The sequence below is a fragment of the Microbacterium bovistercoris genome (assembly GCF_003387575.1).
Classification (GTDB): Bacteria; Actinomycetota; Actinomycetes; order Actinomycetales; family Microbacteriaceae; genus Microbacterium; species Microbacterium bovistercoris.
In genome coordinates this window covers 15,259-30,049 of the sequence record NZ_QUAB01000037.1, presented here as the reverse complement: position 1 = coordinate 30,049, position 14,791 = coordinate 15,259, and the positions used below count along the sequence as shown (strand labels likewise).

Sequence of the window (14,791 nt, the reverse complement as noted above, 5' to 3'; positions counted from 1 at the left end):
GATGCTACGCCACGGCATCGCCCTGCACCGGCCCCTCGGTGTTCGGCTTCCAACCGAGCGCGGGGGCGACGTGCTTCGCGAACGACTCGAGCACGTGCAGGTTGTACGCAGGTCCCAGCTGGTTCGGGATCGTCAGCATGAGGGTGTCCGCGGCCATCACGGCCTCGTCGCGCTTCAGCTGCTCGATCAGCACGTCGGGCTCGGCCGCGTAGGTCTTGCCGAAGGTCGACCGCAGGCCGTCGATGATGCCGATCTGATCGTCGCTCTCCTCGGAGCGCAGGCCGAAGTACGCGCGGTCCATGTCGGTGATGAGCGGGAACACGCTGCGGCTCACAGAGACGCGGGGACGGCCGGTGTGCCCGGCCTCCTTGTACGCGGCACGGAAGATATCGATCTGCTCGCGCTGCAGCTCGTGGAACGGCTGCCCGGTTGCTTCGGTGACAAGCGTCGAGCTCATCATGTTCAGGCCCATGCGTCCGGTGCTCTCCGCAGTCGCGCGCGATCCGGAGCCCCACCAGATGTGGTCGCGCAGGGTGGGCGAGAGCGGCTCGACGTGCAGGTACCGGCCGGCCCCCGCCATCCGCGGATCGGCGGGAGCGATCCGCTCCCCCTCGATCGCACGCAGGAACAGGTCGAACTTCTCGCGGGCCATCACACTGCCGCGCTCCGGGTCCTCGCCGTCGTGGTAGCCGAACGTCTCGTAGCCGCGCAGCGCGGTCTCCGGTGAGCCGCGGCTCACGCCCAGCGCGATCCGGCCGTCGGCGATGAAGTCCAGTGCGGCGGCCTCCTCAGCGAACTGGAAGGGGTTCTCGTAACGCATGTCGATCACGCCGGTGCCGACCTCGATGCGCTTCGTGCGCGCCGCCATGGCCGTCAGCAGCGGCATCGGCGACGCGGCCTGCCGCGCCCAGTGGTGCACACGCACGTACGCGCCGTTCACACCGATCTCGTCGGCTCCCTCGGCCATCTCGATGGTCTGCCTGAGCATGTCGCCCGCCGTGCGGGTCGTCGAACCGGGCACGTCGCCGTAGTGCCCGAAGGAGAGGAATCCGAAAGCCTTCACGATCTATTCGAACGCATGGATGCTGGCGGCTATTCCGCGGGGAGCAGGAATCCGTCCCGCACGAGACGCCGGATGCGAGGCTCAAGATCGGCCCACAGGTCGGCGAGCGGCACATCGAACAGGTCCGCGAGCGCGGCGGCGATCTGTCCGACGGTGAGCTCGCCGTCGCAGGCGCCCACGAAACCGGCCAGACCGGAGTCGACGGAGACCACGCGGCCGAAGCCGCCGCCCTGGTGCAGCTCGATCACCGTCGGATCGTCGTCGCCCGGCATCAGGTGCCTGGCCTCGGTGACGTCCGACGCGACCACGAGCCGATCCGGCAGCCCCTCCTGCAGCAGGTCGTGCGCCGCGAGACCGGCTTCGAGCGCCCGACCGGTGTTTGCCAGCGGCTGGGACAGGTGCTCGAAGCGGCGGAGGCGTCCTTCGTCCCGTCGCTGCGCTCCTCGCTCAGGATCCGCGGAGCGAGACGAAGGGCGCTCAGGCCCCGGGAAGGCGGGACGCCGCAGCAGCACGTACCCGAACCCGATCGCGGTCACCCCGCGCGCGGAGAAGTCGTCCAGCCAGGCCGACAGCAGCGGCGTGAACCCGGCATCCCGCGGCAGCGTTCCGCCGTCGCGGATCCACAGCTCGGCGTAGCCGAGCGGCGTGAGCGATTCGCGCTCGATGACCCAGGCGTCCAGCTCGGCGGGGATCCACGACTCCACCCGCTGCAGCCCGGAGACACCGCGGGACTCCCAATTGCCGAGCAGCTGCGCGACCCCGCCGGGCGTGAGGTGCGCGGGCGCGGCGCGCAGGAACCGCTCGACGAGCGCATCGCCGATCAGCCCGCCGTCGCGGTACTCGTACTCCGGCACCCCCTGCGCGCGGGGAGTGATCACGAACGGCGGGTTCGACACGATGAGGTCGAACGCCTCGCCGGCGACCGGCTCGAACATGCTGCCCAGCCGGAACTCGATGTTCGCGACGCCGTTCAGCAGCGCGTTCAGCTCGCCGAAGGCGAGCGCGCGCTCCGAGATGTCGGTCGCGACCACCCGCCCGGCGTGCCGGGCGACGAGCAGGGCCTGGATGCCGCATCCGGTGCCGAGGTCGAGCGCCCGCTCGACCTGCGCGGGGATGACGAGCTCGGCGAGCGTGCGGGACGCCCCGCCGACGCCCAGCACGTGATCCGCCGGCAGCGCGGTGCCGAGGGCCACCTCGTCGAGGTCACTGGCGATCCACCATTCGCCGACGCCGTCGAGGTCGACGAAGGACTGCGGTCGCAGCAGCACCTCGGGTCGTACGTCGTCGCCGTCGGCGACGCCGAGGCCGAGGGATGCCAGGGCCGCGAGTCCGAGATGCGGCAGCGCCCGTTCCACGGCGGGCGCCGGCTGCGGCATCCCGAGCACGAAGAACCGGCCGAGCGTCGCGAGCGGTGAGTCCGCGTCACCGAGCGCCCGCAGGATCGGCTCCCGCAGTCCGCGGGCCAGTGCATCGTCGGCTTCCTCTCCCCACAGCCGCCGCAGCGGATCGGAGCGGAAGTCCGCAGCATCGAGGTCGGCGGCGAGCGCACGGGCGAGCTGCGGATCGGGGCGAGGGGCGAGGTGCACGGCCGTCACTCTACGCGCCTTCAGTGTTCCCGAATGCGCCCGCCCTAGAATCGGGACAGCACACTCACGGGCGCCAGGCGGCGTTCCAGGAAGATCCTATGACCGCGACCTCCCCCACTCCCGGCCTCCGCGCGCGCGCACGGCGGCTGATCGGGCGTCTCGGTGCGGTCGCGATCGTGACCTCCCTCCTCGCTCTCCCTACGACGGCCTCACCCGCCGCGGCCGCAGACGACGAAGCCGAGCCCACCGTCACCCTCGAGGTCGCGCCGGCCGGTGCGATCCTTCCCGAGGCCCCTCTCACCGCAGGCGTCTCGGTGCACAACGACACGGACGCCCCGCTCACCGAGGGTGTCGTTTCGCTCGCCATCGGTCGCACGCCCCTCGTCGACGGCGCCGCCCTGGATGCCTGGCTGGACGAGGACGCCTCGACGGGCGCTTTCGAGACGATCGCCACCCAGCCCACCGAGCCGGTGCGCGCGAACGAGGACGACGTCACGAGCGTGCTCGTGCCGGCATCGGCGCTCACCGGGTTGGCGCCCGGCGTCTACCCGCTGAGGGCGACGCTCAGCGGCGCGACGACCGGCACCGGCGATGAGCTGAGCACCTGGGATCTGACCTCGGGAAGCGTGGTCGTGATCCAGGCGGCGAAGCCGGCCGACGTCAGTGTGCTCGTGCCGATCACGGCCACCCCGGAGAACGGCAGCCTGCTCACCGCAGACGAACTCGCCGACCTGACCGGGCCCGACGGCGCCCTCACCGCCCAGCTGGACGGTGTGGCCGGCACCACCGCCATCCTCGCGATCGACCCCTCCATTCCCGCGGCGATCCGCGCGCTGGGGATGTCCGCGCCCACGGTGGCGACCGACTGGCTCGCCCGTCTCGACGCGCTGCCGAACGACCGATTCGCGCTGCAGTTCGGCGATGCGGATGCCGCGACGCAGGCTCACGCGGGCCTCGGCGACCTGCTCGGGCCCGCCGACCTCACCGGGTTGATGAAGAGCTCGGACTTCGCCACAGCCGCGCCGACGCCGACCCCCACGAGCACGCCGGAGCAGGCCGAGCCCGTACTCCCCGACAACTCCGTCCTCACCGATATCCGGAACGCGGTTCCCGGCATCCTCTGGCCCCGAGGCGACGTGACCGGCGACGACCTCGCGACGTTCAGCAGGTATCTCGGCGACGACGTGGTCACCGTGCTGCCCGACAGCTCAGTCGACGGCGAGGCCGGCGCACGCGCCACGGCCGGCGGGCGCGCCGTGCTGCTCACCGACGAGGACGTCTCGGAGCGCCTCTCGGCTGCCGTGGTCGCCGACGACCCCACCGCCCGCGACCGGCAGATCGCCGCCGCGGCCGGGCACCTGTTCCTGACCGCCGCCGCCGCGCCGAATCGCCCGCTGCTGATCGGACTCGACAGGTCCGAGAAGCGCAGCGCCGATGACCTGCGTGCCGCCGTGACCGCCGTCGCCACCTCGGGCACGGGTCTCGCAGGACTGACCGCTGCTGCCCCGGTCAAGGTCGAGACCACGGCAACGCCCGATGAGACCCGCGCGGCCGCGCTGCAGACGATGCTCGACGACGAGACCCGGCTTCAGGCGTTCTCGTCCATCCTCGAGCAGCCGCTGGCCCTGCTCGCCCCTGAGCGCAACCAGATGCTGCGCGTCATCGGCGTCGGCGTGAGTGACAAGGCGTTCCCGAAGCGGGTCGCCGAGCACCGCTCCCAGACGGTCGACACCCTGGGTTCCGTGGGAATCCAGGACCCCGCCCCTGTGCAGCTCTTCACGTCGGCCGCACCGCTCCCGGTGTGGATCCGCAACGACCTGCCCTGGCCGGTGAACCTCACCCTGATCACGCAGCCCTCCGACCCGCGCCTCAGTGTCCAGGAGCGCACGCCGGTGCAGGCCGGCGCCGCCAGCAACACCCGCGTGACCGTTCCGGTGGAGGCGCGCGTGGGCAGCGGAGAGGTCGAGGTGCAGTTCCGCCTGACCAGCCCGACAGGAGTCCCCGTCGGCGCGGCGGCCTCGGCCACCGTGACGGTCCGTGCGGACTGGGAGGGCATCGGCCTCGGCATCCTGGGCGGCGTGATCGTGCTGCTGCTCGGCGTCGGCGTGCTGCGCACCGTGCTGCGCCGCAGACGCGCGCGAGAGGCGTCGGACGCGGATGCCGCAGAGACGGATGCCGCTCCAGCGGCATCCGAGAAGGAGTCGGAGTGAGCAGTCTCGGCCGCGCCAGCGCCATCCTCGGGGCCGGGACGATGGTCTCGCGCATCACCGGGCTGGTGCGCACGATCGTGCTGGTCGGCGTCATCGGCTCGAACGCCTCCGCCGCGGCCGACGCGTTCGCCATCGCCAACCAGCTGCCGAACAGCGTCTTCAACCTCATCTCCGTGGGTGTGCTCACAGCCGTGATCGTGCCGCAGATCGTGCGCGCGAGCTCGCAGGCCGACGGCGGCAACGCCTTCATCTCGAAGCTGTTCACCCTGGGCACCGTCGTGCTCGTCGCCGCGACTGCGGTCGCGATGCTCGCCGCGCCCTGGCTGGTGTCGCTGCAGCTGAATCACGGCAACCCCGCTCAGCTCGCCCTGGCGACCGCTTTCGCGTACTGGTGCCTGCCGCAGATCCTGTTCTACGGTCTGTACGCCCTCGTGGGTGAGACGCTCAACGCCCGCCGGATCTTCGGGCCGTTCACCTGGGCGCCCGTGGCGAACAACATCATCTCGATCGTCGGATTCCTCGTGATCGGCGCCGTCTTCGGCGAGAACCTCGTGAACGTGTCGGACTGGACGCCCGACATGGTCGCCTGGCTCGGCGGCACCGCGACCGCGGGGATCGCCGTGCAGGCGGGCATCCTGCTGCTCTTCTGGCGCAAGACCGGACTCGCGCTCAAGGTCGACTTCCGCTGGCGCGGTGTCGGCCTCGGCAACGTCGGACGCATCGCCAGCTGGACGCTGCTCATGGCGCTCTCCAGCATGGCCGCCGGCTTCTACCAGAACTGGGTGGCCAACGCCGCCTCCGGCGAGGGCGCGGCCGTGACGGTCATGAACAACGCCTGGCTGATCTTCATGCTGCCGTACTCGATCATCGTGCACTCGATCGGCACCCCGTACTTCACCCAGCTCTCCGAGCATGCGCACGCGGCGCGCGACGCCGACGTGCGCGCAGACATCTCGCGCAGCATCCGCACTCTGGGGTTCTTCCTGACCGGCGCGCTGGCGGCGGTCGTGGCGGCGGCGGTGCCGGCGTCCCGCGTGTTCACGAACTCGGCCTCGGATGCCGTGGACGCGGCGATCGTGCTGCTCTGCTACCTCGTGGGGCTGCTGCCTCTCGCGGTGCTGTTCATCGTGCAGCGCACGTTCTACGCCTACGGCGACACGAGGACGCCGTTCTTCTTCACCCTGCTGCAGTGCGCGCTCATCGCCGTGACCGCGACCGTCGCGGGATGGCTGGCGGCATCCGAGGTGCTGCCGATCACGCTGCTCGCCGCAGCCGTCGCCCTCGGCCAGTCGATCGCGGGCACCGTGCAGACGATCGTCGCGACGCTGCTGCTGCGCCGTCGCCTCGGTGTGCTCGACGCACGTCGGTGGATGGCAGCCCTGGGTCGCTTCCTCGTCGCCGCGGTGCCGGCAGCCGCCGCCGGATGGGGCGTGTTCCTGCTGCTCGGCGGCGAGGACGGATGGACGACGGCCGACAAGATCCTCGGCGTCATCGGCTCGGGCATCATCGCCGTGGTCGTCGTGATCGTCTACGTCGCCGCGCTCGCGCTGCTGCGAGCACCCGAGCTGCAGGTGGCACGGGGCATCGTGAAACGGTTCCTGCCCGGACGCTGACCGTCATCGCCTGCGGGTACGGGAATGTCGCGCGGTTACCATTGGTTCTGATAGGCGACTGCGCTGTTCGCGGTCACAAGGGAGATCACATGCGTCAGGTCATCATCATCGGCTCCGGCCCTGCCGGGTTCACCGCCGCCATCTACGCGGCGCGTGCGAACCTCGAGCCGCTGCTCATCGCGAGCTCGGTCGAGGTCGGCGGAGAGCTGATGAACACCACCGAGGTGGAGAACTTCCCCGGTTTCCCGGAGGGCATCCAGGGTCCCGAGCTGATGGCCAAGCTGCAGGAGCAGGCCGAGAAGTTCGGCACCGAGGTGCTCTACGACGACGTCGTCTCGCTCGAGCTCGACGGCCCCGTGAAGAAGGTCGTCCTGGGCAGCGGCGCCGAGCACGAGGCCTCCTCGGTGATCTACGCCACCGGCTCCGCCTACCGCAAGCTGGGCGTGGAGGGCGAAGAGCGTCTCTCCGGTCACGGCGTCTCGTGGTGCGCCACCTGCGACGGCTTCTTCTTCCGTGAGCGCACGATCGCCGTCGTCGGCGGCGGCGACTCGGCGATGGAGGAGGCGACGTTCCTCACGCGCTTCGCGTCGAAGGTCTACGTGATCCACCGCAAGGACACGCTGCGGGCATCCAAGATCATGCAGGAGCGCGCGTTCGCGAACGAGAAGATCGAGTTCGTGTGGAACAGCGAGGTCGAGGAGATCCTCGGCGACGCCGAGACCACCGGTGTGCGGCTGCGTTCCACGGTCGACGGCTCGGTCAGCGAGCTTCCGCTGGACGGCCTGTTCATCGCGATCGGCAACGACCCGCGCACGCACCTGGTGCACGGCAAGCTCGATCTGACGGACGAGGGGACGATCTGGGTCGACGGCCGTTCGTCGCGCACCTCGCAGCGCGGCGTGTTCGCCGCCGGCGACGTGATCGACCCGACCTACCGTCAGGCGATCACCGCAGCCGGCACCGGCACGATCGCGGCGCTGGATGCCGAGCACTTCCTCGCGGACCTCGCCGACGGCGCGCCCGTGGCAGAACCCGTCGCGGTCTGAGCGCGGGAACACTTCGCCGGTCTCCGGTGTTGTCACCGGATAGCGGCATCCGCAGACTTTCGAGAATCAAGGAGAATCCATGACTGCCAAGGCAACCAGCCAGGCGACCTGGGAGCAGGACGTGCTTCAGGCCGATGGCCCCGTGCTCGTCGACTTCTGGGCCGCGTGGTGCGGTCCGTGTCGGATGGTCGCGCCGGTCCTCGACGAGATCCAGTCCGAGAACCCCGAGAAGATCACCATCCTGAAGCTGAACGTCGACGAGAACCCCGAGCTGGCCATGAAGTACCAGATCACGTCGATCCCGGCGATGAAGGTGTTCCAGGGCGGCGAGGTGAAGACGACGATCATCGGCGCCAAGCCCAAGTTCGCCCTCGAGCAGGATCTGGCCGCGTTCATCGGCTGATCCCCAGCTCTGGTTCCTGAGCGTGTCGAAGGAAGGCCCGTCCCGTTCGCGGGGCGGGCCTTCTTCTATATTCCCGTCCGGGAATGCGGGCGCATCATCTGCCACACGGTGGACGAGAGCGGCGGGTACTCGAGGGCGATCCGGCGCAGTACGCCGTTGTTCCAGTCCCTGTCGCGGATGCTCCCGCCGTGGGCCTCGATCCAGTCGCTGCGCAGCAGCAGGACGACGAGTTCGTCGGTGGTGGGCAGATCGCTCATGAACTCCCAGGGGTCCTCCCCGAAGCGCAGGCGTTCGTGCACGAGCACCGAGCGCTCGTCAGCGGCTTCGGCTCTCAGCACCTCGAGGCTCGCCCGCCGCGGGAAAGGAAGTTCCACCCCTCAAGCCTAAACGCCCACTCACTGCACGGTCGCCCCCACGAGCCCGTTCAGCTGCTTGAACTCCATCGCGTACGCCAGCTTCCCCGGCTTCGCGTCCTCATACGGCTTCGACAGCTTCGCGAACTCTCTTCTGTTCCATGTATGGAGCGCCCCCAACTCCCCCGCTGTGCGCCCTCCCGCGATCACCGCATCCTTGTCCAGCTCCACCTGCGCCCTCGTCAGCTGCTCGATCGCATCCAGATAGCTGGCGCTGTCGTCGCGGTCCCAGCCCGACAGGTCGACGGTGCCTGAAGTTCGCAGCCAGTCCGCCCAGTAGAACTCCTGGAACGGCACCGATCCGGCGGCGTAGCCGATGCCGCGGGCGAAGTAGAGCAGGCCGCGGAGCCGGTCGTCTTCGAGGTGGCCAATTCCGACTGACGTGGGCAGCTGCCTCGGCGTGATCGGGTCGCCCTCGGCATCCTTCAGGTAGGTCCACCCGTTCTGCTGCATTGCCTCCCAGAACTGGTCGTGGCCCATGTCGCTCAGGTTGACGAGCACCCGCAGGCGCACGCGCAGATCGGCCCCGCCATCCGCGAGCGCGTGGAACGAGGTGAGCACGTGGTGCCCGTCAGTGAGGTACAGGGCATCGTGGGGGCCGATCACCACGGTCTTCATGGCGGCGATGCTCTCGGCGCTCTCCGCCCCCAGGGCGATCTCGCAGGTGAAGCTGCTCAGGTCGCGCAGGCCGGCATCCGCTTCCGCCGTGACAGCACCGCCCTGACCGTTGACCGCGCACCAGTCGTCGAACTTCCTGTTGATCCTGTCCTTGCCGAGCGTGTAACGGCCGAGCTTGCAGTAGACCTCGTCGTAGCCGAGGGACGGTTGGGTCGGGAGGACATCTCCGATGCGCACATCGAGCAGGTCACCGGGCAGCGCGTGCCTCACCAGGTCAGGCGTCGCGCGACGAGCAGCAGGACGTGTGGCGATGGACATGCGCACAGCGTCGCGGATGCCGGTGAACCGGCCGTGAACGTCAGGTTGACGAAGCCCCGCGCGTCAGCGCGAGCCGTACTCCTCCTCGCCGAGCTCACCGAGGATGCGGTTGAGGTCCTGGATCGACGCGAAGTCGATCTTGACCTGCCCCTTTCGGGCGCCGAGCGTGACGTGGACACGGGTGTTCAGTCGGTCACCCAGCTTGCTTCCGACCTCATCGAGATAAGCCCGCCGCGCGCCGGGCTGCGGCTTGGCCGACTTCTCGGCGGCCTCCGGCATGGTCTTGGCAGCCTGTTCGGTGGCGCGCACCGAGAGGTCCTCGTTGACGACCTTGTCGGCCAGTCGCTGCATCCGCTCCGGGTCCTCGAGCGAGAGGATCGCGCGGGCGTGACCCGCGGAGAGCACGCCGGCGGCGACGCGCTGCTGCACCGGAACGGGAAGCTTGAGCAGGCGGATGGTGTTGCTCACCTGCGGACGGGAGCGGCCGATGCGCGTGGCCAGCTGTTCCTGGGTGATGCCGAAGTCCTCGAGCAGCTGCTGATAGGCGGATGCCTCTTCGAGGGGGTTCAGTTGCGAACGGTGCAGGTTCTCGAGCAGCGCGTCCCGCAGCAGGTCCTCATCCGCCGTCTCGCGCAGGATCGCGGGGATCGACTCGAGCCCGGCCTCGCGGGCGGCGCGAGTGCGCCGCTCCCCCATGATCAGTTCGTACTCACCCTCGGCATTGCGTCGCACGACGACGGGCTGCAGCACGCCGAACTCCTTGACGCTGTGCACGAGCTCGGCGAGGTCTTCCTCGTTGAAGTGCGTACGCGGCTGACGCGGGTTCGGCACGATATCGAGAGGGTTCACCTGGATGAGGCGCACACCGGGCACGGACGCCAGATCCGGAGCATCCGCCCCTTCCGTCGCCGCGGCGGGTGCGGTGTTCTCAGAGGACTTGGGAATCTCGATGACGACGTCGGTCGTCTTCGAGCCACCGGGGAAGAAGACGTCGACCGGACGCTCCGCAGCCTGATCTGCCGTGGGGATGAGGGCTCCGATACCCCGACCCAGACCCGTGCGCTTCGCCATCAGTTCTCCTTACCCTGCGTCCGTGACGCGATTTCGACAGCAGCCTCCTGGTAGGCGATCGCCCCGGCCGAGGTCCCATCGTATGCGATGACGGACTGTCCGAAGCTCGGGGCTTCGGACACGCGGACCGAGCGCGGGATCACGGTGTCGAGCACCTGATCCGGGAAGTGATTACGCACCTCGTCGGCGACCTGCTGCGCGAGACGGGTGCGCCCGTCGAACATCGTGAGCAGGATCGTGGAGAGGTGGAGTTCGGGGTTGAGGTGCTGCTGGATCATCTGGATGCTGCCGAGCAGCTGGCTGAGGCCCTCGAGGGCGTAGTACTCGGCCTGGATCGGGATGAACACCTCGGACGCCGCGGTGAAGGCATTGATCGTGAGAAGTCCCAGCGAGGGAGGGCAGTCGATGATCACGACATCCGTCGGATGCGTCTTCAGGTAGGTCTCCAGTGCCCGGCGCAGCCGGAACTCACGGGCGACCTGGGCGACGAGCTCGATCTCGGCGCCGGCCAGGTGGATGGTGCTCGGCGCGCAGCGCAGGTTCGGATGCTCCGGGCTCACCTGCACGACGTCGGCCAGTGCCGTGCCGTTGATCAGCACGTCGTACACGCTGAGAACGTCGGCGGAGTGCGGGATGCTGAGAGCGGTCGACGCGTTCCCCTGGGGGTCGAGGTCGATCACGAGCACCTGCGCGCCGAGACTGGCGAGCGCAGATGCCACGTTCACCGTCGTCGTGGTCTTGCCGACGCCGCCCTTCTGATTCGACACCGTGAAGACGCGGGTGGGACCGGTGAACTCGACCGTGACGCCTTCAAGGGCGCGCCTCCGGGAGGAAAGGTCTGCGAGTTCTCGAGCAAGGGGGGTATCCATCCCGAAATCGTCGTTCGGCGATGCCTGTTCGGACTGTTTCACGTGAAACATCGACTCCTTCCGGGACCGTGTTCCACTCTAATCGACTCTCCTCCCCCGATCGAGGGCGCGCTCTCGGGAGCGACGTTCGTCGGCCTGAATCCGGGAGATCCCGCATGCGCGCAGCGCTGCGCAAGAATGGCTGCGTGGAGTATCTGACGATCGCGATCCCGGTTCGCGCGTGGCAGCTGATCGACGGAACCGTCGACAATTCGATGGCGATCGATGTCGTGGACGGTGTCATGGAGAGCGTCATCGCCGGCTCCTGTGTACGGGATGCGGGCTGGCGCTCATCCGCCGGCTACACCGGTGCGCGCGACTCGTTCGGGTGGCCACCGGAGGATCATCCTCTCGAGATCACGCTCCGTCGTGGGCATTGGGAGTGGATCCGCTCCCAGATCGAGCGCTGGGAGCCGCTGTCGTCGAACACGGAGCCCGAACTGTCGGACGCATGCGCCCGCATCGACGGCGCACTCCGCCGGGCCTAGTCATCCGGGGTTTCACGTGAAACCCCGACCCGGGGCACAGTTCGGTGGGTCTGGGCTGGGAAGGTTGGCCCTCTGGTCACGTGAACGCGGCGGACGCGCTGTGCGCGCCCTCGGCATCAGGTTGCAGTGTTGGGCGGTCACTTGGACCATGGCGCTTCGTGCAGGCGGTCTCCGGTGACCGAGATGAAACCTCAGAGACCGCTCCGCACCTTCAGGCCGATCGCTCCGGTCATCGAAGTGTGGAGGGGTTCGTGATGTCCTCCAGGTGGCAGACGTCCACCCACCTCGCCCCTCCCCGTCGATTCACTTCCGATGCCACGGCTCACATCCTCGCCAGTACTCCCGTTCGCATCCCTGGACGTATGCGGATGTTTCACGTGAAACTTCGCATGGGCTTCATCAGCCACCCGTTCCGTGTACGAAGGAGTCGAATGACAACAGGAACACAGCTGCTTCCGCGCCCGCGACACCCCGCGGCGAGGATGCCCGGCTACGAAGCCGGAACTTCCTCGACGGAGGCATCACCAGCACGCTCCCATCGTCGGGCAGCTCGTCGCATCTGCCGGTCTCACGCCCGCTCCGCTCGGGAGCTCGATGCACGGCATTTGCCCCTCAGGGTAGGGGGTAAGAGGTTCGAGAACAGACGAGGTTGTTCTCCGTGCTGGTCGCCGCGAGTCCCGCGCACACCTTCCATCGGGAAGTCACTCCATCACGCTTCGCGTCCGGCCGCTCGTCGCCAGCAATCCTTGGGGATCCGATGTGCGTCTCAGCACGCTCCGCGACGGCACGGTCCACGAGGCTCGACCTGCTCTGCCAGTTCGCACCACGTGTCAGTGACATAGCGTCCAGGTCGCGCATCGTCACGCAACGGCTCGAATGACCTGCACGATCGATGGCTCTACCGACCGGGGAGCTCTGCACCACGCTGCCCCGCACTCACGATGGACCCTCCGGGCCGGGCTGTTTCACGTGGAACTGCGGGCCCTCCCCCATCTCTCGCCACGCGGCAAGGGCAAAGCCGCCAGATGGCGCACCGTCATGAACCACTGCTGCGCGACGCGAGGATGTGCGCGGCGTGAACGGCCGCCGCGCTCTCTCGGTCCTCGCCACACGCCAGAGACCCAGGGCGCAGGCGGCGTCTCGTCACGGAACAGCCAGCGTCATTGGACGCTCTCGAGCCTCCGCAGGCAGATACGCCTCCCCCGCTGCACCAGAACCCGTAGAGGACCTGGCGGATCAGACCGTTTCACGTGAAACGATGGGTTTCTCTCCCCGTCCTCGTCATGCGTCAGAGATGCGCCGCACAGACGGCGCTTCGTCACGTAACGACTAGCGTCATTCGACGCGCTCGAAGCCTTCACCGACGGATATACCCCAACGCTGCACCCGAACACCAAGAGGACCTGGTGGATCAACCCGTTCCACGTGAAACAACGAACCCCTCTCCCAGTCCTCGCTACGCATCACAGATGCGGCGCGCAGGTAGCGCTTGGTCACGTAACGACCAGCGTTATTCGAGACGATGGGAGGCCACACCAAGTGATAAGTCCCGCTCCACGCTGCACCCGATCACGAGAAGGGCCTGGCGGACCGGGCCTTTCACGTGGAACAACGAGCCGCTCCCCCGGCGTCCCACGTCACAGGGCCAACGCGCCTAGACGTCCTAGTCACGAACACCCCAGGCCGCCTGCGCCTTCACCGACCAGAACTATCCAGCACCACGACGCAGCCGTGCGGGAGACTCGGCTAATGGACCAGGTCGCCTCACGTGAAGCGACGCACCGCTCCTCCAACCGTTCCCGAGCCGCACTGCAGTCGTAGAGATGGTCGAGAATCTGGCGGGTTCGCCCGTTTCACGTGAAACAACGAGCCCGTATCGAGATCGCGGTGCCGGTAGCCGTTGCGTTGCGTGGTCCGCTCGCTGGAGCGTTGACCCCATTCCGCGCCGACAACAGCGTCCGCGTCGGCAGACAGCAGCGCGTTGATCATGGTCTGCAGCAGGCGGCGCATCAGATCCGGCGACGCATCCGCCAGGGCTTCGCCGAGCAGGCCGGCAGGGTCGACAATATGAGGTGCGGTCATCGTGAAGATGCCTTTCGAGTGGGTTGTAGGAGATTCCTCGAAGGGACTACACGGTGACCGCGCCCACGTCTACGACGAGCAGACGGGCCACCGCTAACTACACCACGTTAAGGGGCACTACTCTGCGCTGGTGCCGCACGTCCCGAAGAAGCCATTACGACCGCACTCGCGGACCCGGCCTTCGCCCACATCCCCTGGTGCCGCCTCACGGCATGAGCTCACCCTGTCCCTGCCGACCTGCCAAGCGCTCCGCCGGGGCGCGTGTCGCACCGCCTGGGGCCCACCCCCAGCAGTGATGGCGGGTTCTGTTGCCAGACGGCAGCTCGTGGCACGGTGGCAACCCGTGGACTGCCACGCCACAAAAGGACGCGTAGGCGCCCGCCATCTTCGCGCAAGCGCACCTCTTCCGCCCATCGGGCGCCGCCACCACAGCAGATCGACACCCCGGGTGCAGAGGAATTCACTTGCACTGCCCATCGCCAATCACGGCGGCCTTACACCGACGAACCACCGCGCGCACCGGGGCTCCCGCGTCAGAACCCGTCGACGGCCCCATTCGAGACTTCGCTCTCTAACGGCTCGGTATGAACATCACACCTTCGTGCTCGCTATCCCACCGTCGTCAGTCACATCAGTACCTGCGGACTCCTGCAGGAGCAGACCGGCAGACACCTCATCGCCGGGACCGCCGCGAACGGCGGCCACGCGCACACCCGCAAGATCGCTCGGTACCCGAATCAACGGATTGGCATCTAGAAGAGGTTGCAGTGATCTGTGGTCCAGCACTGTTTCATGTGAAACGACATCGCACTCTCGAAACCGGCAGCATGGCGGTGTGCACGCTCACCATCGATGAGCCGCTGGGGACGACCGACGTTCGGTGCCTGTCAACCCGGTGCGAGGTGACGAACAGCACATGGGGTCTTCTCAGTACCGGGAGGTCGGCCGGCGCATACATCAACGGGGTCTCAC

General features: G+C 68.2%; 11 protein-coding genes and 1 pseudogene. 5 read left to right on the top strand and 7 right to left on the bottom strand.

What is annotated here, in order from left to right:
• Positions 1-4: 4 nt before the first annotated feature.
• Positions 5-1,063 carry an LLM class flavin-dependent oxidoreductase gene (locus DY023_RS06925; protein ID WP_116241617.1) on the bottom strand — a complete coding sequence of 353 codons (1,059 nt, stop codon included), beginning with the start codon at positions 1,061-1,063 and terminating at the stop codon, positions 5-7.
• Positions 1,064-1,092: 29 nt separating this feature from the next.
• Positions 1,093-2,649, bottom strand: a complete 1,557-nt coding sequence (locus tag DY023_RS06920; protein ID WP_425453435.1) for a class I SAM-dependent methyltransferase — start codon at positions 2,647-2,649, stop codon at positions 1,093-1,095.
• 98 nt (positions 2,650-2,747) lie between these two features.
• Between DY023_RS06920 and DY023_RS06915 the strand changes: the two genes are divergently transcribed.
• The 4 genes from DY023_RS06915 to trxA all read left to right on the top strand — a co-directional run bounded on the left by DY023_RS06915 (position 2,748) and on the right by trxA (position 7,921).
• Complete coding sequence (locus DY023_RS06915) at positions 2,748-4,859, top strand: DUF6049 family protein (protein ID WP_116241615.1); 2,112 nt, start codon at positions 2,748-2,750, stop codon at positions 4,857-4,859.
• On the top strand, positions 4,856-6,472 hold the full coding sequence (gene murJ, locus DY023_RS06910; RefSeq protein ID WP_116241614.1) for a murein biosynthesis integral membrane protein MurJ: 1,617 nt from the start codon (positions 4,856-4,858) through the stop codon (positions 6,470-6,472). Before DY023_RS06915 ends, murJ begins: the two co-directional genes overlap by 4 nt.
• 89 nt (positions 6,473-6,561) lie before the next feature.
• Positions 6,562-7,518, top strand: coding sequence for a thioredoxin-disulfide reductase (trxB, locus tag DY023_RS06905; RefSeq protein ID WP_116241613.1), 957 nt, complete (start codon positions 6,562-6,564; stop codon positions 7,516-7,518).
• Positions 7,519-7,597: 79 nt separating this feature from the next.
• Entirely contained in the window at positions 7,598-7,921 is a 324-nt protein-coding gene (gene trxA, locus DY023_RS06900; RefSeq protein ID WP_116241612.1) for a thioredoxin, read from the top strand.
• Positions 7,922-7,986: 65 nt separating this feature from the next.
• Here trxA and DY023_RS06895 read toward each other — a convergent pair whose 3' ends face one another.
• The 4 genes from DY023_RS06895 to DY023_RS06880 form a co-directional block, all read right to left on the bottom strand.
• Positions 7,987-8,295, bottom strand: a complete 309-nt coding sequence (locus tag DY023_RS06895) for a tryptophan synthase subunit alpha (protein WP_116241611.1) — start codon at positions 8,293-8,295, stop codon at positions 7,987-7,989.
• Between the two features lie 21 nt (positions 8,296-8,316).
• Complete coding sequence (locus DY023_RS06890) at positions 8,317-9,270, bottom strand: ParB/Srx family N-terminal domain-containing protein (protein WP_116241610.1); 954 nt, start codon at positions 9,268-9,270, stop codon at positions 8,317-8,319.
• A gap of 63 nt (positions 9,271-9,333) precedes the next feature.
• A complete protein-coding gene (locus DY023_RS06885; protein ID WP_116241609.1) occupies positions 9,334-10,341 on the bottom strand; it encodes a ParB/RepB/Spo0J family partition protein in 1,008 nt (335 codons plus the stop codon).
• Positions 10,341-11,210, bottom strand: coding sequence for a ParA family protein (locus DY023_RS06880; protein ID WP_281271911.1), 870 nt, complete (start codon positions 11,208-11,210; stop codon positions 10,341-10,343). The genes DY023_RS06885 and DY023_RS06880 overlap by 1 nt, the downstream gene beginning before the upstream one ends.
• Before the next feature lie 185 nt (positions 11,211-11,395).
• Here DY023_RS06880 and DY023_RS06875 point away from each other — a divergent pair, with 185 nt between their 5' ends.
• Positions 11,396-11,737 carry a hypothetical protein gene (locus DY023_RS06875; RefSeq protein WP_116241607.1) on the top strand — a complete coding sequence of 114 codons (342 nt, stop codon included), beginning with the start codon at positions 11,396-11,398 and terminating at the stop codon, positions 11,735-11,737.
• Between the two features lie 1,872 nt (positions 11,738-13,609).
• Here DY023_RS06875 and DY023_RS06870 read toward each other — a convergent pair.
• Positions 13,610-13,819, bottom strand: a pseudogene (locus DY023_RS06870) (transposase); the annotation flags it as partial.
• Positions 13,820-14,791: the final 972 nt, after the last annotated feature.